The 25,427-nt window shown below is 33.3% G+C and carries 22 protein-coding genes; 10 read left to right on the top strand and 12 right to left on the bottom strand.

Annotated features, from left to right (window positions below; genetic code table 11):
• Positions 1-23 precede the first annotated feature (23 nt).
• The 6 genes from FLP_RS22625 (at position 24) to FLP_RS22600 (ending at position 7,085) form a co-directional block, all read left to right on the top strand.
• On the top strand, positions 24-1,484 hold the full coding sequence (locus tag FLP_RS22625; RefSeq protein ID WP_065451755.1) for a lipopolysaccharide biosynthesis protein: 1,461 nt from the start codon (positions 24-26) through the stop codon (positions 1,482-1,484).
• Positions 1,485-1,534: 50 nt separating this feature from the next.
• Positions 1,535-1,969, top strand: a complete 435-nt coding sequence (gene dut, locus FLP_RS22620; protein WP_056243741.1) for a dUTP diphosphatase — start codon at positions 1,535-1,537, stop codon at positions 1,967-1,969.
• Between the two features lie 595 nt (positions 1,970-2,564).
• Entirely contained in the window at positions 2,565-3,581 is a 1,017-nt protein-coding gene (locus FLP_RS22615) for a sugar phosphate nucleotidyltransferase (RefSeq protein WP_065451754.1), read from the top strand.
• A 47-nt stretch (positions 3,582-3,628) separates the two neighbouring features.
• Positions 3,629-4,981, top strand: coding sequence for a tetratricopeptide repeat protein (locus FLP_RS22610; protein ID WP_065451753.1), 1,353 nt, complete (start codon positions 3,629-3,631; stop codon positions 4,979-4,981).
• A gap of 14 nt (positions 4,982-4,995) precedes the next feature.
• Entirely contained in the window at positions 4,996-5,778 is a 783-nt protein-coding gene (gene lolB1 / locus FLP_RS22605) for a lipoprotein insertase outer membrane protein LolB1 (RefSeq protein WP_065451752.1), read from the top strand.
• Positions 5,779-5,801: 23 nt separating this feature from the next.
• Entirely contained in the window at positions 5,802-7,085 is a 1,284-nt protein-coding gene (locus FLP_RS22600) for a murein hydrolase activator EnvC family protein (RefSeq protein ID WP_065451751.1), read from the top strand.
• Positions 7,086-7,134: 49 nt separating this feature from the next.
• On the opposite strand, the gene FLP_RS22595 is transcribed toward FLP_RS22600, so the two are convergent.
• Positions 7,135-7,554 (bottom strand): CBS domain-containing protein, encoded by a 420-nt coding sequence (locus tag FLP_RS22595; RefSeq protein WP_065451750.1) that lies wholly within the window; start codon positions 7,552-7,554, stop codon positions 7,135-7,137.
• 239 nt (positions 7,555-7,793) lie between these two features.
• Between FLP_RS22595 and rbfA the strand changes: the two genes are divergently transcribed.
• From rbfA to FLP_RS22575, 4 genes are all read left to right on the top strand, one after another.
• A complete protein-coding gene (rbfA, locus tag FLP_RS22590) occupies positions 7,794-8,186 on the top strand; it encodes a 30S ribosome-binding factor RbfA (RefSeq protein WP_055097718.1) in 393 nt (130 codons plus the stop codon).
• Between the two features lies 1 nt (position 8,187).
• On the top strand, positions 8,188-9,387 hold the full coding sequence (locus FLP_RS22585) for an ABC transporter permease (protein ID WP_065451749.1): 1,200 nt from the start codon (positions 8,188-8,190) through the stop codon (positions 9,385-9,387).
• A gap of 172 nt (positions 9,388-9,559) precedes the next feature.
• On the top strand, positions 9,560-10,987 hold the full coding sequence (locus FLP_RS22580) for an MATE family efflux transporter (RefSeq protein ID WP_065451748.1): 1,428 nt from the start codon (positions 9,560-9,562) through the stop codon (positions 10,985-10,987).
• 63 nt (positions 10,988-11,050) lie between these two features.
• Positions 11,051-11,665 (top strand): N-acetylmuramoyl-L-alanine amidase family protein, encoded by a 615-nt coding sequence (locus tag FLP_RS22575; protein ID WP_065451747.1) that lies wholly within the window; start codon positions 11,051-11,053, stop codon positions 11,663-11,665.
• A gap of 101 nt (positions 11,666-11,766) precedes the next feature.
• Here FLP_RS22575 and dusB read toward each other — a convergent pair whose 3' ends face one another.
• The 11 genes from dusB to FLP_RS22520 all read right to left on the bottom strand — a co-directional run bounded on the left by dusB (position 11,767) and on the right by FLP_RS22520 (position 25,427).
• Positions 11,767-12,759, bottom strand: coding sequence for a tRNA dihydrouridine synthase DusB (gene dusB / locus FLP_RS22570; protein ID WP_065451746.1), 993 nt, complete (start codon positions 12,757-12,759; stop codon positions 11,767-11,769).
• Positions 12,760-13,043: 284 nt separating this feature from the next.
• The gene (flxY, locus tag FLP_RS22565) at positions 13,044-14,342 is read right to left on the bottom strand and encodes a flexirubin biosynthesis putative acyl-CoA ligase FlxY (protein WP_065451745.1); all 1,299 of its coding nucleotides are present in this window, start codon (positions 14,340-14,342) and stop codon (positions 13,044-13,046) included.
• A complete protein-coding gene (locus FLP_RS22560; protein WP_065451744.1) occupies positions 14,339-16,009 on the bottom strand; it encodes a C45 family autoproteolytic acyltransferase/hydrolase in 1,671 nt (556 codons plus the stop codon). Before FLP_RS22560 ends, flxY begins: the two co-directional genes overlap by 4 nt.
• A 27-nt stretch (positions 16,010-16,036) precedes the next feature.
• Positions 16,037-16,591 carry a protein adenylyltransferase Fic gene (gene fic, locus FLP_RS22555; RefSeq protein ID WP_065451743.1) on the bottom strand — a complete coding sequence of 185 codons (555 nt, stop codon included), beginning with the start codon at positions 16,589-16,591 and terminating at the stop codon, positions 16,037-16,039.
• Positions 16,592-16,689: 98 nt separating this feature from the next.
• Positions 16,690-18,210, bottom strand: a complete 1,521-nt coding sequence (locus tag FLP_RS22550) for a phytoene desaturase family protein (protein ID WP_065451742.1) — start codon at positions 18,208-18,210, stop codon at positions 16,690-16,692.
• 1 nt (position 18,211) lies between these two features.
• Positions 18,212-21,892 carry an MMPL family transporter gene (locus FLP_RS22545; protein WP_065451741.1) on the bottom strand — a complete coding sequence of 1,227 codons (3,681 nt, stop codon included), beginning with the start codon at positions 21,890-21,892 and terminating at the stop codon, positions 18,212-18,214.
• 239 nt (positions 21,893-22,131) lie between these two features.
• Complete coding sequence (locus FLP_RS22540) at positions 22,132-23,313, bottom strand: DUF2062 domain-containing protein (RefSeq protein WP_065451740.1); 1,182 nt, start codon at positions 23,311-23,313, stop codon at positions 22,132-22,134.
• An 18-nt stretch (positions 23,314-23,331) separates the two neighbouring features.
• Entirely contained in the window at positions 23,332-23,817 is a 486-nt protein-coding gene (locus FLP_RS22535) for a hypothetical protein (RefSeq protein WP_065451739.1), read from the bottom strand.
• Positions 23,818-23,819: 2 nt separating this feature from the next.
• Entirely contained in the window at positions 23,820-24,191 is a 372-nt protein-coding gene (locus tag FLP_RS22530; protein ID WP_065451738.1) for an ApeI family dehydratase, read from the bottom strand.
• 12 nt (positions 24,192-24,203) lie between these two features.
• Positions 24,204-24,818: an outer membrane beta-barrel protein gene (locus FLP_RS22525; protein ID WP_065451737.1), complete on the bottom strand. Its 615-nt coding sequence runs from the start codon at positions 24,816-24,818 to the stop codon at positions 24,204-24,206.
• Positions 24,819-25,427 carry a porin family protein gene (locus FLP_RS22520; protein ID WP_065451736.1) on the bottom strand — a complete coding sequence of 203 codons (609 nt, stop codon included), beginning with the start codon at positions 25,425-25,427 and terminating at the stop codon, positions 24,819-24,821.

The following is a 25,427-nucleotide window of genomic DNA, read 5'->3' as shown; positions in this document are numbered from 1 at the left end:
ACAAACTTTATTATAAAATTATTTTGGGATTATATAAAAATCTGTTCAAACAAACTGCTATTTACGGACTAGCAACGGTATTGCCGAGAATGCTGAGTTTTTTATTGGTAAGATTGTATACTGGTATTTTACCAACTGCAGAATATGGGGAGGTTTCGATCGTTTTGTCATGGATGGTTTTCTTTAATGTCGTTCTTTCTTACGGAATGGAAACAGCATTTTTTAGATTCTATAGTGCCGAGGATGATAAGAAAAATGTAATAGCAACTTCTACAATATCAATATTTTGGTCCTCGATTATTTTCCTATTTGCGGCTTTAATTTTTAGGAATACATTAGCGAGTCTTGCCGAAGTCGATGTACAATATATTACGTATACCGTTTGGATTTTAGTTCTCGATGCTTTGGTTTTAATACCATTTTCTAAACTAAGAGCCAATCAAAGACCAATGGTTTATGCAGCAATTAAAATAGGAAATGTAATCATCAATTTATTGCTGAATATATTCTTTTTAATGTACTTACCTAAGCTTGCGGCTTCAAATCCTAACTCTGTTTGGGACAATTTATATGTAGAGAATTTCCAGATTGCGTATATCTTTATCGCAAATCTATTAGCAAGTTTAGCCACTTTTATAGTGCTTTCACCAAATTATCTTTCTTTAGGCAGAAAATTCGATCCTGTACTTTGGAAAAAAATGATGAAATACGGTTTACCAATTTTGGTTGCCGGATTGGCGTTTGCGGTTAACGAACATTTCGATAAAATTCTTTTAGGATATTTATTACCTGAAAATTTAGCAAAATCTGAAGTTGGAGCCTATTCTGCCTGTTATAAATTAGGTTTGTTTATGGTTTTGTTTGCAACCGCTTTTAGACTAGGTATTGAACCTTTCTTTTTTAGTCATGCTAAAAATGCTAATGCACCTCAAACCTACGCCGTAATCACAAAATATTTTGTTATTCTGGGTTCCTTAATATTATTAGGAGTGATTGTTTTTGCCGATGTTTTAAAATATCTTTTATTAGACAATAAATCCTATTGGGAAGCAATGAAAGTCGTGCCTTTAATTATTTTAGCAAACTTCTTTTTAGGAATTTACAACAACTTATCGGTTTGGTACAAATTGACCGATAAAACAAAAATTGGAGCTTATATCTCAATTGTTGGAGCAATTGTAACATTGGTTTTAAATTATTTTTTAATTCCAAAATACAGCTACTACGGTTCAGCAATTGCTACGATTTCAGCTTACGGAAGCATGATGTTGATTTCCTACGTATTAGGAAACAAATATTATCCAATACCATATGATATGAACAAAATTGGAGCTTACTTAGGAATTTCAATTGTATTTTCGGCTATTTCTTTTTATGGATTTAGAGAAAATTATTTTATTGGAGTTCCGTTATTATTAGCGTTCATGTATTTTGTTTATCATAACGAAAAAGACACGATCAAAGGAATTATGAATAGAAAGTAGAATTGAGTTTTAATACATTCAATTCAATTTTTAATATTTTAAAATAAAAAATGAAAATACAAATTATCAATAAATCACAGCACGCTTTACCAAACTACGAAACAATTGCTTCGGCAGGAATGGATTTACGTGCCAATTTAACAGAATCAATCACACTAAAACCGTTAGAAAGAACCATTGTAAAAACGGGTCTTTTTATTGAATTACCAATTGGTTACGAAGCACAAGTTCGACCAAGAAGCGGATTAGCAGCAAAAAGAGGAGTTACAGTTTTAAATTCTCCTGGAACGGTTGATGCCGATTATAGAGGTGAAATAGGTGTAATTTTAGTAAATTTATCTAATGAAGAATTCGTAATCGAAAATGGAGAACGAATCGCACAATTAATTATTGCCAAACACGAAAGAGCAGAATGGATAGAAGTTGCAGAACTTTCTGAAACATCAAGAGGCGAAGGCGGTTTTGGAAGCACTGGAGTGAAGTAGTTTTAGTCGCAGTTTTCAGTTTCAGTAATCAGTTTCTGTACTTTGCGACCTTAAAAATGAAATAAATAAACCTGGCGATCTTCGCGAATAACCTTTTGCGAACTTTGTGGTTAAATAGTTTTCAGTTGCAGTTTTTAGTCACAGTAATTAGTTTCTGTACTTTGCGATCTTAAAAAATGAAATGAATAAACCTGGCGAACTTTGCGAATAACCTTTGCGAACTTTGCGGTTAAATAGTTTTCAGTCGCAGTTTTTAGTCACAGTAATTAGTTTCTGTACTTTGCGATCTTAAAAAATGAAATGAATAAACCTGGCGAACTTTGCGAATAACCTTTTGCGAACTTTGTGGTTAAATAGTTTTCAGTTTCAGTTTTCAGTCACAGTAATCAGTTTCTGTACTTTGCGATCTTAAAAAATGAAATGAATAAACCTGGCGATCTTCGCGAACAACCTTTGCGAACTTTGCGGTTAAATAGTTTTTAGTCACAGTAATCAGTTTCTGTACTTTAAAACAAAACAAATAACCTTTGCGGTTAAAATTAAGAACCAAACTAAGAGGATTTTTATAAATCTTCCCATTAAAAATAAAGATATAATGAAAATAATCGTTCCAATGGCTGGTCGAGGATCAAGACTTAGGCCACATACTTTAACTGTTCCAAAACCATTAATTCCTGTTGCAGGTAAATCTATTGTGCATCGTTTAGTCGAAGACATTGCTAAAATATTAAAAGAACCTATTGAAGAAGTGGCTTTTATTTTAGGAGACCCTGCTTTTTTTGGAGATGATCTTGTGGCAAGTTTAGAAGAATTGGCTGGAAGTTTAGGAGCAAAAGCATCTATCTATCGTCAGGATTTAGCATTAGGAACCGGTCATGCTATTATGTGTGCAAAAGAATCTTTATCGGGACCTGCAGTTATCGCTTACGCGGATACTTTAATCAGAGCAGATTTCGAACTAGATCCTGCTGCAGATGCTGTAATTTGGGTAAAACAAGTAGAACAGCCAGAAGCTTTTGGTGTTGTAAAACTGAATCAGAATAACGAAATTATAGAATTGGTTGAAAAGCCAAAAGAGTTTGTAAGCGATTTAGCCGTTATCGGAATTTACTATTTTAAAGAAGTTGGAGATCTAAAAAAAGAACTTCAGGGCGTTTTGGATAATAATATACAGAATGGTGGAGAATATCAAATTAATGACGGAATAAAAGCGATGATGGCCAACGGAAAAGTTTTTAAAACCGGAAGCGTTGACGAATGGATGGATTGCGGAAACAAAGATGTTACGGTTGAAACCAATTCAAGAATGTTAGGTTTTTTACATAACGATGGTGAACATCTGGTAGATTATGATGTAACGTTAGAAAATTCAACCATTATTCCTCCTTGTTATATTGGCGAAAATGTAGTGCTAAAAAATGCAACAGTAGGACCAAATGTTTCTTTAGGAAAAGGATGTCATGTTACTGATAGTTCTATCAAAAATAGTTTAGTGCAAACCTATTCTCAAATAAAAAATGCTAACTTAGACAATGCTATGATAGGAAATCATGTTGTTTATGATGGTAAGTTTACCAGTATCAGCATTGGCGATTATTCGGTTTTAGAATAATTTTAAGCTTAATAGTTTCGTTTTTGTTTAAAGATTAAATTTTAGAGATGATACAAAAAGGAGTTATAGTCATTTTATTTTTCGTTTTGTTTGGCAATCCAATTTCGGTTATGGCACAAACAGAACCGGAAGATATTGCTATGGCAACCGATGAATATCAGGATGCTTTTTATGAATCATTAAAACAAAAAGGAATTGAAAATTATGATAAAGCAATAGCATCGCTGGATAAATGCGTAAAACTAAAACCAAATGATGCCGTAGCTTATTTTGAATTAGGCAAAAATTATTTATCTCTTAAAGATTATAGAAACGCGCAGGATTCGTTTGAGAAAGCAACACAGTTAGATCCCAAAAATAAATGGTATTGGTTAGGAATTTACGATGTAAGTTACGAAACCAAAAATTATCCTTTGGCGATTGAAACAATTCAGAAAATTGCTGTTTTTGATGAAGAGTATAAAGATGATTTGATTTCGTTGTATATGATTACCAGTCAGTTTGATAAGGCGCTTGTAACGATCAATGAAATGAATGATAAATTCGGAAAATCAGAAGATCGCGATCGATACAAAATGCAGATTTTGTCTCAGGGAAAATATCAAAATGCTGAAATTTCAAACCTGATTGATCAGATAAAAAAGAATCCGAAAGAAGAATCGAATTACATCAACCTGATTTTTTTATATTCGAAAGCTGAAGAAACAGACAAAGCATTAGAAGTTGCGAAACAATTAGCAAAAGAAGTGCCAACATCAGAGTGGGCACAAGTAAGTTTGTTTAAAGTTTATATAGACGGAAACCAGGCAGATAAGGCTATTAAGACGATGAATGTAATTTTATCAAGTTCAAAAATTGATTCAAAAATAAAGCATCGTACCTTAAATGAGTTTTTGATCTATGTCAATAAAAATCCACAATATGCTCCGGAGTTAGAAAAAGCAATTGCTTATTTTGATAATGATAAAGAAATTGATGTTGCAAAAGAAATAGGAAAATTTTACCACAGTAAAGGTCAGTTTGAGAATGCAATTAAGTATTATGAAAAAGATTTAAAATCAAATTCAGATACAGATCGTGAAACCAATTTGTTGCTGCTTGAGGCTTACACACAAGCGAAACAATTTGAACCAATGACAAAAAGAGCAATGAATATGATTGAAGTGTATCCTAGTCAGCCGCAATTTTATTATTATGCCGGCTTAGGAAACAATCAGTTACAACAATTTAAAAACGCAAAAACCGTTTTAGAAATGGGACTCGATTATGTAGTTGATGATAAAACGCTCGAAGCAAATTTTAATATTCAATTAGGAGAAGCACATAATGGTTTGGGAGATGCTAAGAAAAAAGAGGAATACTTTTTGAAGGCAAATGAATTATTAAAGAAAAAAAAGTAAAAGATTAAATTCAGATGAAAAAATATATAGCACTAATATTAGTGACCGCTTTTATGATTTCTTGTAAATCAAAGGCAGTCGCGGTACAAAATAATAACGGCAGCACAGAAGTTGTTGCAAAAGAAGATAAGAAAGCAATCGAGAAACATTACGATAATAAGTTAGATTTCTCTACTTTATACATAAAAGCCAGCGCTAGATATGTTGACGAAAAACAAAGTCAAAATGTTACAGCCGACATTAGAATCGAAAAAGACAAACAGATCTTAGTAAGTGTTCGTTTTTTAGGAATTACAATGGCAAAAGCTCTGATAACATCAACAACGGTAAGTTATTATGAGAAAATAAACAGTACCTATTACGAAGGCGATTTTACCAGCTTAAGCAAATGGTTGGGAACTGAATTGGATTACAGCAAAGTTCAGAATTTATTAGTAGGAGAAGCACTTGACGATTTAAGGAAAGGAAAATATACCCAGACAATTGTAGAAAATCTTTTTAAGTTAGAAGATCTAAAGGAAACTAACATAAAGAAAGCTTTCTATCTGGATGCAGAGAAATATTTATTGCAAAAAGAAGAGATTTCGCAGCCTGCAGAAAACAGAATGTTGCAAATTTCGTATGGTGACAGTAAAGTTTTTAATCAGGGAACGGTTCCTACTAGTATCGAAATCAATGCAATGCAGCCCAAAGGCAAAACCAATATTAATTTGAATTACAATAATATTTCATTTAATGAAGAACTTTCTTTTCCATATAGCGTACCAAGTGGTTATAAAAAAGTTATAATTAAGTAAATTTGCAAAAAGAAAACATAAACATGCCAAAATTTCTCCTAAGCCTAATTTTTATATGTGCCACGACATTTATGTGGGCGCAAGATGATTCGCAACAAGAAAAACTTGAACAGCGTAAAGCGCAGATTCAACAGGAAATTAGAGACAACGAAAAAATGTTGCAGTCTGTAAAGAAAAAAGAAAAATCAGCAGTAAATGTTTTTTTGATTCAGGCGAATAAAATTAAACTGAAAGAGAAACTGATTAATACTACAGCAAAACAGGAAAAACTTTTAAGTAATGATATGTATATTAATCAGGTTAAGGTTAATAAATTAAAAAAAGAACTTGAAGTTTTAAAAGCAGATTATGCAAAAATGATCTTAAAATCATATAAAAGCCGATCTGAGCAAAGTAGAGCCATGTTTATTTTATCATCAGAAAGCTTTTTGCAAGCGTATAAAAGAGCACAATATTTAAAACAATATACAAATTTCAGAAAGAATCAAGGTTTAGAAATTCAATCAAAAACTGCTCAATTAGTTGATTACAATGCTAAATTGGACGGGCAGAGGCAGGTTAAGAAAAAAATTATTGCCGAAAATCAGAAAGAAAAGCAAAGCTTAGAAGTTGAAAAGCAAGAACAGCAAAAATTAGTTAACTCAATTAAAAAAGATAAAAGTAAAATTATTGCCGATACAAAAGCGAAACAACAGGAATCTAGAAAAATCGATGCTAAAATTAAGGAGCTTATCCGTGAACAAATTAGATTAGCGAATAAAAGAGCCGAAGAAGAAAGACGTAAAAGAATCGCAGAAGGTAAAGCCAGCGAAGCAGAGAAAGCAGAAGCGTCATCACCTAAAACTTATTCATCTGATAGAATTACATTAACACCGGAAGGTAAAATTCTGGCTGCCGATTTTAAAGCCAACAGAGGAAAACTGCCTTGGCCGGTAGAAAAAGGATTTATATCTCTTGGTTACGGAGATCAGCCGCATCCCTTATATCCAACACTTACAGTTCATAATTCCGGAGTAGAGATTACTACAGAACAAGGAGCAAGTGCACGTGCTGTATTTGAGGGAGTAGTATCAAAAGTGATAGCCTTGTCGCCTGTAAACAGAGCTGTTTTTATTCAGCATGGAGATTACTTTACAGTATATCAAAACCTAAGTTCGGTATCTGTTGAGCAAGGTGATAAAGTAAAAGTGAAACAAGTTCTTGGAAAAGTAAGAACAAGTGGAGACACCGGAAAAACAATTATTAAGTTTTTGATTATTCAAAATACATCAAACAACAATCCTGAGGGATGGTTGCAAAACAGATAATAAAAAAGGGAGCTCAATTAGCTCCCTTTTTCGTGGGTTGGTTTATTGGTTAATCATATTGTTCTAAAAAATACCTTAAAATATCAGTTGTAGTAACGATACCTTTAAGCTCACCATTATCAACTACCGGAAGAGCGTGAAATTCTTCTTTCACAAAAATTTCTGCTGAATCTCTAATGATCGTATCAGATGATATTGTTTTTGGTTTCGATGTCATTACCTGAGCAATGGTAAGCATATCCAGGATTGCTTCATCGGCACCTTCTTGTCCTTCAAACAAAGCTCCAAAAGTCAATCGATTAATATCTGTTCTGCTAATAATGCCAACTACATCTTTACCACGAACAATTGGAATATGACGAATGGCGTGTTTTTTTAACTTTTCAACTACTTTTTTAAGGTCGTCCTTTTCATTTACGGTTACGACACTCTTAGTCATTATATGACTTATAGGTTCTCTTTTTTTCATAATTGATATGTTTTAAGGTTACATCAAATATGTCTCAATTTTCTCATAAATAATATGATTTTTGTCAGCTATGAAATATCGTTTCATTTAATTTTAAACACCTCATTTTTTATATTTTTATAGAAAATGACATTCGAAATTGTAACTTTATAAAGGATTAAATAAATTAGAAGATAAAAATCATTCTATTGTTCATTTGAAATTGTATCGATTGAAATTTAAAATAGTATTTTTGCACTATGGAAACAAATAGACAGAAAAAAATAGGCGGTGTCATCCAGAAAGATTTGGTTGATATTTTGCAAGGTGAAGTGAGAAAAAACGGAATTAGTAATTTGGTAATTTCGGTATCCAAAGTTAGTGTTACCTCAGATTTATCTGTAGCAACAGTGTATTTAAGCATTTTTCCTCAGGATAAAGCCAAAGAAACTTTAGAAGGTATAAAATCAAATTCAACTCTAATTAAGCACGATTTGTCACAACGTGTTCGTTTGCAATTGCGTCGTGTACCAAACTTGGTATTCTTTATTGATGACTCTCTTGATTATATCGAAAAAATCGATAATGCTTTATCAAACAGAGAAAATCCAATTGAAAATCGTGATCTTTTAGAAAAAAGAAGAAAATCATAAATTGAATTTCCCCCTTTACATAGCCAAACGTTATATTTTTAGCAGAAGTAAAAACAATGCTATCAATATTATTAATCGCATTGCCAGCATGGGAATTATTGTTGGCACAATGGCTTTGTTTGTGGTTTTATCTGTTTTTAGCGGATTAAAGGTTTTTAGCCTTTCGTTTACAAACGAAATAGATCCCGATCTTAAAATTACCAGTACTTACGGAAAAACATTTTTGATTACGCCGGATCAGGAAAGTCAAATTAAAAAAATTGACGGTGTTGTTTTGTATACCAAAATTATCGAAGAACGCGTTTTATTTTTATTTAAAGACAAACAGCAGGTTACCTACTTAAAAGGTGTCGATCGAAATTATCCTGTTGTTAATGACATTAAGAAAAAACTCTTTAACGGAGATTGGCTAAAACCGGATACCTATCAGGTTGTTATTGGTTACGGAATTGCTCAGGATTTTTCGATGGGAATTCTTGATTTCGAAAATCCTCTTCAAATATTTGCACCAAAACCAGGAAAAGGAGCAATCGAAAATCCGGAAGAAGCATTTAATAAAACAGATGTTTTACCAGTTGGAATTTATTCGATCAGTGAAGATTTAGATTCAAAATATGTATTTGCAGATTTAGGTTTAGCGCAGGAATTATTGATGTACAAGCCGAATCAAATTTCTGGAATCGAATTTAATCTGAAAGATGGTGCTAATGAAAATGCAATAAGTGCCAAACTGAATACCATTTTCAATAATAAAATTACCATAAAAAACAGGGCACAACTTAATGAGTCTTTGTATAAAATGCTCAATACAGAAAACATTGTAGTTTACCTTATTTTTACCTTGGTAATTATTGTAGCGCTTTTTAATTTAGTTGGCGCATTGATTATGATGATTTTAGAGAAGAAAGGAAATCTTAAAACCCTTTTTAATCTGGGAACAGAAATTAATAGTCTGCGAAAAATATTTCTGCTTCAGGGAACTTTGTTAAGTATTTTTGGAGGTGTAATTGGTCTCGTTCTCGGTATCATTTTAGTACTATTGCAACAACAATACGAACTCATTATGATCACGCCAACTCTGGCATATCCCGTAGTTTTCAATCTTGAAAATGTACTTATAGTTATGGGAACTATCGTATCACTTGGTTTTGTGGCTTCTTTAATTGCCAGCAGCCGTGTAAGCAAAAAGTTATTGGATTAGTATATCGTACTAAAAAATATTACTTATATTTATCCTCTTAAAAAACTACAGTTTATGATTGTTTCTGCCTAATCCTATTTTATTTTCTTGAATAATTAGGATACTTACGTTTATTTTTCTTCAGTTCAGATCATTGCATCTGGACTAATTTTATCATTTATCCTAACACATCATGACAGAAACAACAATACAGAAAAGTTTATTTTCTAAAGTTTTCACCACATTAAAACAAGCAATCAAAGGAGACGAATCTTTTGATTATACCGTAGGCAGCATCAAAAAAGCCGTTATTCTATTGGCCATTCCTATGGTTTTAGAAATGATGATGGAATCTGTTTTTGCCTTGGTCGATCTCTATTTCGTAGGACATTTAGAGCACAGCAGTTTTGCCATTCAAACCGTTGGCTTAACAGAGTCTGTACTTGCTATTATATATTCAGTCGCAATTGGTATGAGTATGGCTGCAACAGCAGTTGTAGCTCGACGTATTGGCGAAAAAGATCCTGTTGCTGCGGCAAAGGCAGGAATGCAGGCGATCATAGTGGCATTTGTAATTAATACCATAATTAGTATTCTGGGCGTTATTTATGCCAAAGAAATTCTGATTTTGATGGGTGCATCAGAAGACGCGGCTGAGCATGGTTACATTTTTACACAAATTATGATTGGCGGAAGTTTATGCATTATGCTTTTATTTCTGATTAACGGAATCTTTCGTGGGGCTGGAAATGCTGCAATTGCCATGAAAAGTCTTTGGTTGGCCAATATCTGTAATATCATTTTATGTCCCATATTAATTAACGGTTTTGGTCCGGTTCCGGCTTTCGGATTAACAGGAGCTGCTATTGCTACAACATTAGGAAGAAGCATTGGAGTATTATATCAATTGTATCATTTATTCTTTGGTAACGGAGCTTTAAAAATTAAAGTTTCATACTTCATTCCAGATTTTTATCAGATAAAAGCATTGGTAAAAATTGCTGCTCCGGGAGTTTTACAGTTTGTTATTGCTTCTTGCAGCTGGATTTTTCTGGCGCAATTGGTAGCCACAACAGGAGGTGATCACGGATCAGCAGGATATCAGACAGCACTTAGAATTATGATGTTTTTTATTCTGCCGGCTTGGGGATTAAGTAATGCCGCAGCTACTTTGGTTGGACAAAATTTAGGTGCCAAACAAATCGATCGTGCCGAAAAATCAGTTTATACCACAGCAAAATACAATGTCATTTTTATGGCAACAATCATGGTAATTACACTATGTTTCGGAAAGTATATTATTTCGTTTTTTACTAATGATGAATTGGTAAAAACAATAGCCGTCGAAGCCTTACAAATTATGAGCATCGGATTTATCTTTTACGGAATAGGAATGGTTTTAATAAACACTTTCAACGGAGCAGGAGATACCTGGACACCAACCGGAATTAATTTCTTTGGATTTTGGTTGTTTCAGATTCCGTTAGCATATGTATTGGCGAAACATTTTAATATGGGGCCAACAGGTGTTTTCATCGCGATTCCGGTTGCAGAAACTGCGATAACACTTGCAGGGATTTTCTTTTATAAAAGAGGGAAGTGGAAACGTATTGAGGTTTAGGCTTTTGTGCAATATTTCTTAAAGTTATTCGTTTGAAATCTATAACCCAAAAACAAATTTAATATGAAAACCAAGTTTAAAGTTTTGATGCTTTTAGGAGCCGCAGTTTTTTTAATAGGATGTTTTGCATTTAAACCAGTAGAAGCGAAGAAGATTGTCGTAATTGATGCTGGCCACGGAGGACACGATTTAGGAGCAAAAATATATGATTTTGACGAAAAGACAATTGTAGAAGCGATTAGCAAAAAAATTAAAGAGTCAAATAAAAATGAGAATATAGAAATTGTTTTGCTTCGTGAAGGTGACCATTTTATGGAATTGAGCGAAAGAGTTTCTATCATTAATAATCTAAAACCGAACTTAGTTATTTCTTTGCATGTTAGTTCTACTTTAAATGATGGGAAAAAGGATCAAATGGATGCTTATGTTTCGAGTAAAAATGAAAAATTTAAACAAGAGTCAATAGAATCTGCAGAAAAATTGTTAAGTAATATTTCAAATGAAAGTTTGACAAAAGGGAAAGTTAAAGAAGCTCCTTTTTATATCATGAAAAATTCAGAGTGCCCATCTGTATTACTTGAATTAGGATATTTAACAAACGAAAAAAATAGAGATTATATAACTAGCGCAAAGGGACAAAAGGAAATTGCTTCAAAAATCTTAGAAGCTGTAAAGTAAAAAAACTTATATAAAAACGAAAGACCTTCAAATTTTGAAGGTCTTTTTTTTGTATCAGCATCTTTGTCAAAGCTTTAAAATTTGACAAAGATCATTATATTCTAAACAAATTCATATCCCGCATAAACCTGTTCGATTTCTTTCATAATTGCAAAAAGATTTTCAGGTTCATCAGTCGTAACTAATTTTTGTTTGTATTCTTTAAACGAATGAATTCCTTTAAAATAATTGGTATAATGACGTCGCATTTCAACAATTCCTAAACGTTCACCTTTCCATTCCATCGACCACATAAGATGGTTTCTGGCGGCTTCTACACGATCCGCGACAGTTGGAGCAGGCAAGTGCTCCCCCGTTTTAAAGTAATGCTTGATTTCGTTAAAAATCCACGGATAACCAATTGCGGCACGACCAATCATGATTCCGTCAATACCGTATTCGTTTTTATATTTTAGTGCTTTTTCAGGACTGTCGATATCGCCATTTCCAAAAATAGGCATTGTAATTCTGGGATTATTTTTTACACGTGCAATGTGTGACCAGTCGGCGTGACCTTTATACATTTGTGAGCGGGTTCTGGCATGAATCGTCAAAGCCTGAACACCAATATCCTGAAGTCTTTCAGCAACTTCATCAATGTTGATCGAGTTATCATCCCAGCCTAAACGTGTTTTTACCGTTACAGGCAAATCAGTACTTCTGATAACCGCTTTAGTCAAACGAACCATCAAATCTACATCTTTTAGAACTCCGGCTCCTGCACCTTTGCAAACTACTTTTTTTACCGGACATCCAAAATTAATATCCACTAAATCAGGTTTTACAGTAGAAACAATTTTAGACGAAAGTGCCATTGCTTCTTCATCACCACCAAAAATCTGAATTCCAACCGGACGTTCGTAATCAAAAATATCCAGCTTCATTCTGCTTTTGATAGCATCACGAATCAATCCTTCAGACGAAATAAATTCAGAATACATCATGTCAGCACCGTGCGTTTTGCATAATCTGCGAAACGGCGGATCACTAACATCTTCCATCGGTGCGAGTAATAAAGGAAATTCGGGTAATTCTATGTTGCCAATCTTGACCATCTTCAATATTTTGTGCAAAATTACAACATTTAGTTTAATTCACAGCAAAACATTCATAGTGAGGTTCAAAGGGTTGAAATTAAACCATATAAGTTATATAAGTTCATTTAAATAAAATGAGATTAATAAAAACTTTATGATGATGAAAAATAAGTCATATAAGTTTGTTTAATAAAATCATATAATACATAACCACAATATGAACTTATATTTTCCTCTAATAAAAAATGCGATCAACACAAACTTTAATATGTACTTATATGACTTATATGGTGAAAAAAAAATTATATGGTAGTTTTCCTGTAATCAAAAAAGCGAATAGGTTTTCGACTCATTGGATTAAAAACCAAAGGATTTAAAGTTTCTTTTGAGGCAAATTCTATTTTTGGAGTTACTCTTAATTTGGCTCTGAAGTGATCTTTTATTTCTTGTAAAAATTCAGCAGATTGATTTTTTGCGGCAATTTTTATCAGGATTTCATCTGTTCCTAAATCGTTGGTCGAGATTTCGATAATATGATTTTCGATATTGTCAAAACCACTCAAAACATCGTTCATCGCTGGTGGATAAAGCGTTGTACCTTTGTATTTGATCATTTGTTTTTTACGACCCACAACCGGACCAACACGCAATGTATTTCTTCCGCAGGCACAAGGACTAGTGTGTAACTGCACAATATCTCCGGTTTTAAAACGCAATAATGGCATGGCTTCAATCCCTAACGTAGTAAAAGTCAGTTCGCCAATTTCTCCGTCTTTTACAGGAATATTATTTTCGTCGAGAACTTCAACAATAATCAATTCCGGATGATGATGACCACCAACTCCATGCTCACATTCTGTAAAAGCAGTGCTCATTTCTGTGGAAGCATAAGTCGAAAACAACTTGATATTCCACTTTTCGGTGATTTTATTGGATAAAATGTTCATCGAAAAATCCTGATTTCTTAGCGATTCTCCAATGCAAATTGCCCCTTTTATGCTCGAATTATTATAATCAATTCCGTGTGCTTCAGCGTATTCAATTAACTTTAATAAAAACGAAGGAACGGTAATTAAATAAGAAGGTTTATATTTTAAAATAGAATCCCATTGCAATTCCGGAATTCCGGCGCCAACGCGAATAACACCCACTTTTAGTTTTCGTAATCCCAGAAAATAAGCCAGTCCGGCCATAAATTTTCTGTCGATTGTTGTCATTAATTGTACCACATCACCTTCAGCAATTCCCGCGCAGGCAAACGAAATCGCTTCATTATAAGCCAATCGATCCAGATCAGAATCGGTTAAACCAAACGTTACCGGATCTCCTAAAGTTCCTGAAGTCGAAGCATAATCAATGATTTTGTTTTGCGGAACACACAAAAAATCATCGTTGTATTCCTGTAAATTTTCTTTTGTGGTTACAGGCAAATATTGTAAATCTTCGAGTGTGTTAATTTTCGAAATATCAATATTTTGTCCTGCAAAAAGACGTTTGTAAAAAGGAGAATTTTGACTGATATATTGTAAAAGTTCGACTAATTTCTGCTCTTGAAAATTTTTAATTTCTTCTAAAGAATCTTTTTCTATTAATGGAATCATTGTAATTTTCTTTTGATTTTTTTTAAATATTTTTCAATTGCTGTTTTATCAGGAACTGTAGTAATTTCTTTGGTTAATGCTTTTTCAAAATGAGCCTGAGAAAGCTTGTATTCTTTTTTTTGATAAAAGTACAACCCTGCTTTGTAATACACAACCCAATAATCAGGGTTTAAGGATTGATATTGTTGAATAAATTCAGGACTAATAACTTGTTTGTTTTTCAGATATAAATCTATTTTATCGTCTTCAATTCTAAATTTCTGATAGTTTTTGTATTGAATGGTTTCCAGAAAAGGATCTTTGGGAATGTCTAAGTTTTTTTGTTGAAAAGAAGAAACGATCGGATTCATTTTTCTTTCTTTAAAAACAGAATCCAGATTATAACAAACAAATTCTCCCAATTGATACGGATTTGCCGAAACCCAAACCAGTTTTTCTTTCGGTTTAAAAATAACACCATGATGCGCCATCAGTTGATTCAGTGCTTTTTCGTTGCCATAACCCAAAGGAATGTTTTTTAAACCGTCTTTATTTCGTAGAATTTCGGAAGCAATTTTAGGATTGATTTTCGGGTTTTCTGCAAAAAGTTCCTGCATTCTTTCAAAACGATATTCCGAATGACTGTTGGCAATTTGCAACTCATTTCGCTTTTCATTTTTTAAATTTTCTCCCTGAAAATGATTCGCACAAAATAGCTGATCACTATTTGGAACGTCGTAAACATCCATTTTTTTGGGTGAAACTTCAATCAAAATTGCTTTGTTATCATGTGCACTTCCCACCATAATAGATTCTGAAACAAAAACTTCTCTTTTTTTTGCAATGGCGATCGCTTCGTCAATGTTTTTGGCGTGTTGTAAAATTTCGCGTGTCAGGATCGAAATCGGCGTTTTGGCAATCAACGGAATTTTAGATTTCGAAGCATTTATTGTAACGGTTAGACCTTCGATATTCATTCCGGAAACGGCACCAACCATTCCGGGCCAGGTGACCATCATAAATTGGTGACCCTCTTTCGGATTTATAAACGCGACGATTTTATTTTCCGCGAAAGCGTCATTCACATAAAAATCAAAATTACGCCCAAGGATTAAATTTCCATCTTCAGATTTTTCTCCCCAGGCTGCAAAAGAGGAGCAGCCCACCAGAGCCAAATCCTGCAAAGCGTGACCAATATCGTGTGCAGCATGCAAATACAAACTGCGCTGATATTGTGGTGCAATGTTGTCAAAATCATGAGAGGTATATTGCGAAACGCCAAAAATCTCCGTTTGATATTCTTCAGGAACATTCGTATATAATTTCCTGTTGTACCATTTTAAAAAATTTCGAAGAAGTCGCTGCTGAAATTTTGACGGAACTATATCTTTTATTTTAGAGAAAAAAATATGTTCCTGATTTTTTAAAAGAGAATCAGATAAAGCTCCTGTGTTTAGGCCAATTTCAAGAGGATCGCCTTCAACGTATAATTCCCAAAGACCTTGTTTGTTTTTTAAAAGTGAATTTTTTCCGGAAGCAAAAACACTATCCGATTGTTTGGCTACAATTGGTTTTGTATTATTATATTGAGAAGTTTCAGGAAGATGATGCATGGATTTTGATGTTCCGCAAGACGCCAACATCAACAAAAAAACAACGAAAAAAAATAAATTAATCCGGCTTTTCATATTTATACCTATCCAAGAATAATGAACTCATTCATTGCTATCTTTCTCATAACCTTCATAGTAATATGATTGTTCGATTCCTTTAAAAATAACTTCTCTATTGTTAACTTCGTCAGTTAAATTTTCCTTTAATAAAGTTCTTAATTCCAAATCGTTAATAGGACTTCTTTCCATTGACTGCAAATAAAGAGTTTTGTCAACGAATTGCCAGTTGACAACTTTATTGAGTTGTTTTTTTAGAATCATATCCAGCCATATTCTCATAGATCTGCCATTTCCTTCCATAAAAGGATGAGCAATATTCATCTCAACATATTTAGCAATGATTTCTTCAAAAGTGTTTTCTGGCATTTGCTCAATCTTCACTAGAATTTCATTAAGATATAATGCATTTGCAAATCTAAAACCGCCTTTTGAAATATTGAGTTTTCTTATTTCTCCGGCAAAATGATATAAAGGATGAAATAAATAATGGTGAATTGCCTTAAGACCTTTGGTTGTACCTACTTCTATTTTGTCTATATCATTCGATTCAAATAATCGATAGGCATTTTCTAAACTGTTCTTGTCAATATTTTTCATAGAGATTTTGTACCAAATTTAAGTCGAAATCAAAATTACAATTTAATTCCTAAAATTCGGAATTTAAAGTTTTCGTTTCGGAGTCATGTTCTGATGAATTACATATCAGATGCTTCATTAATTTTAGTTACTAAATATTCTTTTCCAAGAATTTCTGAGCAGGTTACAACCGCGCCAATTGTCACGCCAAGAACACCATGCATATTAATACTTTGGCCCGTAAGATATAAATTATCCAGCTTGGTTTTTGACGGAATCAGGGTTTTCATCGGATTATTCGAATCTTTAACATATCCGTACATATTTCCGTTGTCCCCGCCTATATAATCGCGATACGAAAGTGGAGTAGAGGTGTGAACAGATCGAATACAATCTCTGATACCGGGGAATTTTATCTCGATTTCATCCAAAAATTTAGCTGCTTTTCTGGATTTAAATTCTTCATAACTTTCTCCGCGGTCATTTTCATTAACCGTTGTATTAAAAGTTTCGATCCAGGGGGCAACATCGTCATATTTCATGTAGGTGATGAAAGTCATTCCTTCCGCCCATTCTTCTTGTTTTTTTGAGGCATTCATAGAAGCCATAAAAGCTTTTGGCCAGGAATTTTCATCATAATCATGAGCGGTCCAGACTTCGCTGCTTTTCTTAAAATGATAATGATTGTGATTGATGTATTTAAAGGTTTCCGGTTTAAAAACAATGTATAAACTGAAAGCCGAAATGACGCCTTCGAGACTTTGAACTCTGCTGTAAAATGATTTTCTGAAGTTTTCTTCGCCAGCCAGTTTCAAAGTAGTTTTGGGTTCAATGTTCGAAATAAAATAAGAGCCTGAAACCTGAGTTCCGTCTTTCATTTCTACGAAAGTAACCCTGTTGTTTTCTACATTAAATTTCGTAACTTCTTTGTATTTATAAAATTCACCACCGTATTTTTTAAGCTGTTTCAAAAGCTGCTTCGTGATTTGACTTCCGCCATTGATACAACGCCATGAACTTTGAATATAAGAGTTTACAGAAAGCGCATGAACGTAAAAAGGCGATTTGTCAGCAATACCCGCATACAAAAAATTAGAACCCGATAAAACGGCTTTTAGCTTTTCATTTTGGGTACATCCCTCGATTGTTTCTTTGGCGTTAAGCCCTAAAATTTCGTTGTCATATTTGCCTTCCCATTCTAAATTATAAAGCGGAAAACATTCGCAAATAGCTTTTATTTTTTTACAATATTCTTCGATATTGGTTTTTTCATCAGGGAAAAATTTCACTAACTGATTGGCGAAATTATCGTAACCCTGGGCATGCGGATATTCGTTTTCATCATCTTCAAAAGAGATAATATCAAAACCATTTTCATCTAATTTTTTAAGATTGAGATGATCTATGATTCCCAAATACTTAAAATATTTGTATAGATTTTGCCCTTCCTGCAAACCTCCTATGTAATGAATTCCGGTATCAAAAATGGTTTTATCGCGCACAAAAGTTTGAAGATTTCCGCCGTATTGATTATTTTTTTCAAGCACACAAACGCTGTATCCTTCTTTTGCCAGAATAATTGCCGAGACCAATCCGCCTAAACCGCTGCCTACAATTACTACATCGTATTGCTCTTTCATGCTAATTTTTCTTTAATACGATTATAGAATTTTCTTCTGCAACTGATTGAAAACCAAATTTAATTAAAGTGTTTTTTAAACCTGAACTATTGATTAAAATAACACAAGAAGTGATAGAAATGATTTTCTCCAGATCCTCTTTATAATTTTCATCAGAAATTAAAACAACGTCATATTGATTTTCTAAAGACAATTCGAGATGGTCCAAATAAGAGATTTTTCTCTTTTTAAGGAAATAATTGGTTTTGGCAACCGCTATTTTTTCTTCGTCAGCAATAAAAGAAACTACTTTTCGCTGTGGTTCCTGCAAGGTTAATAAAACGTCTAGTTGTCCGTAATCATTGGCTAAGTGCAATATTTTGGCTTTCGCCGAAAGGTGCTTGTTGAGACGATAATAGGTTTCTAAATTATGTTTTAAATCGCTTTTGACACTGTTGGTGATTTCAATTTCTTTGTAATCATAACTGTGAATGACCATTTTTTTGAAATAATCAGGACCTTCTAATTCCTGACGCACTTTATGAAATTCTGCTTTAAAATAAGCGCTTAATAGTTTCGTTCTTTCGGCATAATTTTTCCCAAAAGAAAGATTATCAGGAGTAATTCTCTCTAAAATAGATAGCGTAACATGACTATGATGAATGACAAAATCGCCTTTTGGAATCGCTTCTGAAGCACCATGAATTAAAACAGGAAGAATATCCAGATTAAATTCTTCTGCCAAATAAAAAGCACCTTTATGAAAACGATTGATCTGATTGCTTGTAGAACGTGTTCCTTCCGGGAAAATCATAAGCGAATATCCTTCGTTTACTTTTTGGCGCAAATGTTCAACGCCACCTTCAAGACCTTCAGAAACCGGATAAAAACCTGCTTTTCTAACTGTTCCGCCAAAAATAGGAGAATTGTAAACCCAGTCGTTTACCAGAAATATAATTTTTGGACTCAACATTCCCATTGCCAGAATATCGATAAACGACGAGTGATTGGCAATAATTATCGCTGGTTTTTCGAAGTTTTCATTCAACTTATTAATGACTTTTTTATGCAAAAACGGATTCGAATACAATACGGAATTCATGAATCTTGAAATGCAATAGCGGAATGCTTTCATTTTCGTTTTTTCCTTAATCGGAAGAATCGGCATGATGGTGATACTGAAAAGAGACATCAAAATACCGCCAAGTCCGTAGTAAGTAAACGAAATAATACCGTGTATAAAAGTGCGCAATACAAAAGGAGGATTTCCTTTTTTCGCACGATTGGATATAAAGAGTTTAAACAGAATCGGGTAGAAGATAAACGTGATAATCAACGCGGCAAAAACCCCAATTAATGAAACAGACGAGATAGAGCGCAACGCCGGATGACGTGCAAAAATCATGGCACCAATTCCTAAAATGGTCGTGATAACCGCCAGGATTATTGAAGTTCTGTAAATCGCAATTTCGTTTTTTCCGTTGGTATATTCTTTTTGAAGTGCGCTTGTTATGAAAATACTAAAATCGACACCGTGCCCAAAAATCAGCGTACAAACAATCATGCTAAAAATGTTCATTTGAATGCCAAAGATGCCCATAATTCCGGCCGTTACAATTCCGGTTAAAGCAATCGGAATACAACTTACAATGACCAATTCGACTCTGCGGAAAAAGAAAAACAAAATCAGGATTACAGCAACAAACGAATAATTAACCAGCGAATTAAAGTCGGTTTTTAAAGTACTAAAAAACGTCTCGTTCATTTGCTGACGATCAATTGCAATCAGATTATTCTTGGCGGAAGCCGATTTTACAAAAGCATCTCGTTGTTCCGGCGTTACTTTTACCAAAGTAGAAATCGTGAAGAATCCATTTTTTTCGGTTACAAATTCTTTCAATTGCAAAGCCTGAATTTTCAGATATTCTAAAGCTGAAATAGGTTTGAAATTAAAATTTAAATGATCAAAAAAGGCAGAATAAGTGGTCGGTTTGAATCCAAGTTTTGAACCTTCGGCAATCAATTCAGATTGTAAAAGTTGTTTTTTATTATTGTCCCAAAAAGAATTCCATTTTTCTATTTTTTGTTGTTGTGCCGCCTGCGAAAGCATAATGCCGCCAACGGAACTGAAATTCAATATTTTGTTGGTTTGCTTTTCCTTTGATAAATCGGCAAAAAGCTGAGAGTTGTTTTGCAAAACTTCTTCCATACTTTTTCCGTATGAAGCCACATAAATGGTTTTGGATGTTAAACTCGTGCTTTCTTCCAGATCTTTTTCGGCTGCTTTGATTTCCTTCGGAACAAAATTCAATTGCGATAAATCGTTGTTGAAACCCACATTATTATAGGTAAAACAGCAAATAATGGTAATTATAACACAAAAACCAATGAGATATTTATTGTTGTGAAAAGAGAAATGTGCCAGTTTATCGATGACATTTTTCTTGTGTTCGAAATTGTTTTCTTTTGGTTTATATAAATGCGGAACGATCAAAAGAGAAAAAACACCCGTTACCATAACAATTACGGCGGCGAAAATTCCCAGGTCATTTAGCGCATCTGACTTTACAAAAAGCAAACATAAAAATGCAACAGCAGTTGTAGAGCTGCTCATAATAACCGGCATTGTAATGTCTTTGTATAACGTTTTTACATCGCTGTTATGTTTGTAATGCGTGAGAATATGTATCGAATAATCGATCGTGATTCCTAATAAAATAGAACCAATTCCGAGAGAAATGGCTGATATTTGCTCTTTTACAAAATATAAAAAGGCCACCGCAAACAAAGCACCAAAAATCGTTGGAAGAAAAATAATCAGCGGAATCAACACTTTTCGGTAGAATAAAATCAAAATCAACATGAGCGTAATCATCGCAATTGTTGTGGTTAAGATGATATCGCTTTTGATTTGATTGGCATTGGCAACCGCAATCAAAGCCGAACCAAAATAACTTATCGAGGTTTTGCCTTTGAATTTTGTATTTAGATTCTCCTGAATTGATTTTAGTTTTTCGGCAAAAATCGTATTCTTTTCCGTTTCGCTAGACGGAAGATTTGAGGTAATAAAAAGCAACAATTTCGTTTTGTCTTTGGTCATAACAAAACCATTGTTGAGCGTAAAATCGTCACCAATATTTAATTGCTGTAATTTTTTTAAAGCGATAAAAGAAATCCCTAACGGATCTTGCAGAATAAAATCTTTGGTTACAAATCCCGATGGAGAAATTATCGATTTGTAATTTCCCTGAACCGTTGCTGCAATACTGTCTTTTTGAAGCTTGTTCTGAATCGCCGCATAATCTTTATTCTCCAGAAAAAGCGGTAAATTATTGTAGACAAAATCTATGGTTTCCTGAATGTTTTCTTCATCAATTTTTCCCTGAATTCCGGTAACGTAAGATTTACAGGATTTGGCAACACTGTCTGAAAAAATAGTGGCCATTTCTTTTAAATCTTCTTCAGTACCGTTTTTATCAAGCTTGAAAATGACGGTGATTTTATCGGCAAAGTTGAGTTGTTTCAACACTTTTGCCGTAACATCTGCCTTATCGTTTGTTGGAATCAATTTGGTAATGTCTTCTTCAAATTTAATTCGGGAAGCAAAAAATCCAAATGCCAAAAGCATCAAAATAGCCAATAACACCGATAATTTTTTTCGTCGGTTTACAAACAAGTGAATGGCGTAGAAGTATTGATGCATAATTATTTATTGTTGTTTTTGCCTATTGTTTTTTTCGCCACGAATTTCACGAATTTTCACTAATTACTTCGTGTCTAATTTTAAATGTTTAAATCATTTTAATCCTTTAATCTGTGGCATTTTTTTCGTTGCGTTTCCGTAATCTATTAAAAATTAATTCGTGCTAATTCGTGAAATTCGTGGCAACCCGACACAGATTATAAAATTATTTTAATCCCTTTAATCTTTGGGACAACCCTTTAATCATTGTTTTTCTTAGAACTAAAAGCGGTTAAAAGTAAATAACTGATAAAGCCAAAAGTCAGTGCCAAAACGGATGCTAAAATAAGACTTCCCACGATATATTGTGTAGCATTTTTTTGAATATCATCGAGCGTAACCGAACTGTCTAAAATTAAAGGCGCATCATTAGAAACAAAGTAACTTCCCATTTTTAGCGAACCGTAAATAACAAAAGGAATAAACGGCGGAAAACTTACATTCGAAGCCAGATAAGCTATGACTTTATTGAGCCTGAATAAAGCTGCGAAAGTAAAAAGCAAAACGGTTTGAAATCCCCAAAAAGGAGAAATTCCAATAAAAATACCCAAAGCAATTGCAGCTGATTTTTTGAAATTAGAATCAGAACTTTCTAAAATATCTTCAAGAAAGAATTTTTTAAAACCTTTTTTTTTTGCTCTTCTAAAAAAATCTCTTGGCTTTATGTACAACAACGCGTTGAGAACCAAAACGGTATTTAGAATACTGATTCGGGTAAAATCTTTAAATGGTCGAAAATGCGAAACACGTTCTGCGGGATCATACAAAATCTGGATCGGAATATTTTTTACTACAATACCTTTCCAGGCAGAACGCACAATAACCTCAATTTCGAACTCAAATTTATTGGTATAAAATTGTTTCGGAATAAGCTTTAACGGATATAATCTAAATCCGGATTGTGTGTCTTCAAGAGCAATTCCGGTTTCGAACTTGAACCAGAAATTAGAAAATTTATTACCAAAACTACTTTTCTTTGGTACATTTTCCTGAGTCATATTCCGGCTTCCAATCAATAAAGAATTGGGTTCGTTTTGAATGGCAGCAATAAAGTTGGGAATATCAGAGGCAAAATGCTGACCATCAGAATCGATCGTGATGGCATATTCGAAATTCATTTCAATCGCTTTTCTAAAACCATTTCGGAGCGCTCTTCCTTTTCCTATATTTCGAGGATGATGAATTTGAGTAAGCTCCGAATATTGTTTTAAAATTTCGTTTGTTGTATCTGTCGAACCGTCATTGACGATGATAATTTTAGAAGTAAAATCTAAAATAGAATCCAGCACTTTTTTCAACGTTTTGTGATTATTGTACGTGGGCACAATAACACAAAAATTGGTCGAATTAAGTAATTCCTGCTGAGATAAAGTTGGTTGCATTGGGATTTTTTTCTTGACCTACTTTACAAATTGCTTCTCTTTTTCAGAGAAACTTTTCGATTGTAAAACAAAGTTTTTTAGGTATTCCTTTAAAACACCACTTTGTTCAGTGTAATGTTCTGTAATGAACTTTTTATCTTCTTTAATGTTTTTTTTATAACCCGTAATTCCTGGAACATCTTCCTGAATACTCAATCGAATCATTCTGATTTCGATATTGTTTGGGTCACTTTTTAAAGTAGCTTCAAGAAGTTTTGCACCTTCTTTAAAACGGGAAATTTTACTTCCTATTAAGTTTTCAAATTTAGAATCTACCAAAATTGAAGCTGCTTTATAAGCCACTAAAATTTTCTCATCGTTGTTTGAAATTCCGGAAAGTTTTTCTGTAAATTCTTTAGCGTTTGCTTCTGATTTTGCAACATCAGGATATACCTTTCGAATGGATGCCAAATCTGGATTTCCTGCAAAATTTATCCATAGAATTATTGATAATAGTAATTTCATAATTATAGTTTTTTATACACATTGCTTAATTTTAAAGCAACGGTATCATTAAAATATGTGGTATTTTTCACCTTTACCAAATCATCCTCTGTGGTTGTTATATCAAGTTCTAAACGCAATTCCGGATTTGTTTCCGGATTGATCAATGCCATAAATTTTACATTCGTAAGCGTCTGAATCATCAAAGTACTTTTGGTAATCGATTCTGTAAGTTCTTTAATGATCTGAATCATGCAAACGCCTGGCATAATTGGGTTTCCTGGAAAATGACCTTTAAAAACCTCATGATTGGCATTAACTAATATACGAATATTAAATTTAGCATCTCCTGTTTTTTCTTCTGAAAGCACTTTATAAAAGTCTTTTAAAACCATATTTGTATTTTTTTATTTCGTTTCAAAAGAGTAAGAAATACCTATTTGAAAATTCATATTAGTATTATAACTGCCAAACAAGTAATGACTATTAGAATTATTATGATAGTAATCGCTGTCTAAAACATCTGAAAGACCTTTTTTAAATCGAAACTCAAAACCAATGCCTGAAGACATCTTATAGGCAATACCTGCAAGAAGCGAAAGATCATTATATGTTTTTGTAACGGCTAAATTATCGCTTAAAAGAACATCTAAAGTTGGCCCAAACAGTACTTGAAACTGATTAAATTTTAATTTATTAAGCAGGCCAATCGACAAATAATTCATTTTTAAATCCTGAGAAATTGTTCTTTCTGTTTGCGTATCCTGATCAAAAAAATTACGGGAAACATTATTAGATCCTTGTCTGATGTAATTTATTTCGGGCTGTAATGCATATCGTTTCGTGAAATTTATTTCTCCAAAACCTCCAATATAAAAATCAGGTCTGTAGTTCGCATGCATTTCTGAAATTGTTGAAAGAGACAAACCTGCTCTTAAACCTGGTTGAAAGCTCATTTGCGCCTGTACTTTTGCAAAGGCAAAAAAAACGAATACGGCAACCGCTAATTTCTTTGTATACATTTATTTTACTTTAAAAGTGTAACTAATACCAATTTGGAAAACCTGATTCAGGATAAGATCATTATAGCGATAACCATTATCGTCATACTCAACTCCGTCGTATCCATAAATATCAACTAAACCTTGTTTTAATCTTGCTTCAAACGTTAATCCGTTTGGCAATGTATATCCAACTCCTCCAACAATGGCAAGATCAAAACTTTCAGGATTACTGTTGATATAATTATCAGAAATTTTAAAATCTACAGACGGACCTCCTAAAATATGAAAAGCTTTACCACCAATATTAAATTTTGCCACCGCACCAAGTGTTAAGTAGTTCAATTCATAATTTATAGAACGATAATTATTATAGCCGTTTCCAAAATATTCTCTTCCTTCATCGCCTTGTCTTGAATACGTTAACTCAGGCTGTAACGAAAAATATTTATTAAATTTAATGTTCACTAATCCGCCAACATAAAAATCTGCTTTAGATCTATTATCATCAATATTAGTTAATGTTGATAAATTTAAACCGCCTCTAAGCCCGGGACTAACTCTTACTTGTGCCTGAGAAGATTGAATTCCAAGAAATAAAACAAAAGCAATTACGGTTAATTTTTTCAT

The sequence above is a fragment of the Flavobacterium piscis genome (assembly GCF_001686925.1).
GTDB lineage: Bacteria > Bacteroidota > Bacteroidia > Flavobacteriales > Flavobacteriaceae > Flavobacterium > Flavobacterium piscis.
The sequence above is the reverse complement of the archived record's forward strand: the minus strand, read 5'-3'. Positions and strand labels throughout refer to the sequence as shown.

Coding starts and splice junctions, on each gene's coding strand:
- dut (WP_056243741.1), top strand. CDS start 1,535: ATGAAAATACAAATTATCAATAAATCACAGCACGCTTTACCAAACTAC.
- FLP_RS22615 (WP_065451754.1), top strand. CDS start 2,565: ATGAAAATAATCGTTCCAATGGCTGGTCGAGGATCAAGACTTAGGCCA.
- FLP_RS22610 (WP_065451753.1), top strand. CDS start 3,629: ATGATACAAAAAGGAGTTATAGTCATTTTATTTTTCGTTTTGTTTGGC.
- lolB1 (WP_065451752.1), top strand. CDS start 4,996: ATGAAAAAATATATAGCACTAATATTAGTGACCGCTTTTATGATTTCT.
- FLP_RS22600 (WP_065451751.1), top strand. CDS start 5,802: ATGCCAAAATTTCTCCTAAGCCTAATTTTTATATGTGCCACGACATTT.
- FLP_RS22595 (WP_065451750.1), bottom strand. CDS start 7,554: ATGAAAAAAAGAGAACCTATAAGTCATATAATGACTAAGAGTGTCGTA.
- rbfA (WP_055097718.1), top strand. CDS start 7,794: ATGGAAACAAATAGACAGAAAAAAATAGGCGGTGTCATCCAGAAAGAT.
- FLP_RS22580 (WP_065451748.1), top strand. CDS start 9,560: ATGACAGAAACAACAATACAGAAAAGTTTATTTTCTAAAGTTTTCACC.
- FLP_RS22575 (WP_065451747.1), top strand. CDS start 11,051: ATGAAAACCAAGTTTAAAGTTTTGATGCTTTTAGGAGCCGCAGTTTTT.
- dusB (WP_065451746.1), bottom strand. CDS start 12,759: ATGGTCAAGATTGGCAACATAGAATTACCCGAATTTCCTTTATTACTC.
- flxY (WP_065451745.1), bottom strand. CDS start 14,342: ATGATTCCATTAATAGAAAAAGATTCTTTAGAAGAAATTAAAAATTTT.
- FLP_RS22560 (WP_065451744.1), bottom strand. CDS start 16,009: ATGAAAAGCCGGATTAATTTATTTTTTTTCGTTGTTTTTTTGTTGATG.
- fic (WP_065451743.1), bottom strand. CDS start 16,591: ATGAAAAATATTGACAAGAACAGTTTAGAAAATGCCTATCGATTATTT.
- FLP_RS22550 (WP_065451742.1), bottom strand. CDS start 18,210: ATGAAAGAGCAATACGATGTAGTAATTGTAGGCAGCGGTTTAGGCGGA.
- FLP_RS22545 (WP_065451741.1), bottom strand. CDS start 21,892: ATGCATCAATACTTCTACGCCATTCACTTGTTTGTAAACCGACGAAAA.
- FLP_RS22540 (WP_065451740.1), bottom strand. CDS start 23,313: ATGCAACCAACTTTATCTCAGCAGGAATTACTTAATTCGACCAATTTT.
- FLP_RS22535 (WP_065451739.1), bottom strand. CDS start 23,817: ATGAAATTACTATTATCAATAATTCTATGGATAAATTTTGCAGGAAAT.
- FLP_RS22530 (WP_065451738.1), bottom strand. CDS start 24,191: ATGGTTTTAAAAGACTTTTATAAAGTGCTTTCAGAAGAAAAAACAGGA.
- FLP_RS22525 (WP_065451737.1), bottom strand. CDS start 24,818: ATGTATACAAAGAAATTAGCGGTTGCCGTATTCGTTTTTTTTGCCTTT.
- FLP_RS22520 (WP_065451736.1), bottom strand. CDS start 25,427: ATGAAAAAATTAACCGTAATTGCTTTTGTTTTATTTCTTGGAATTCAA.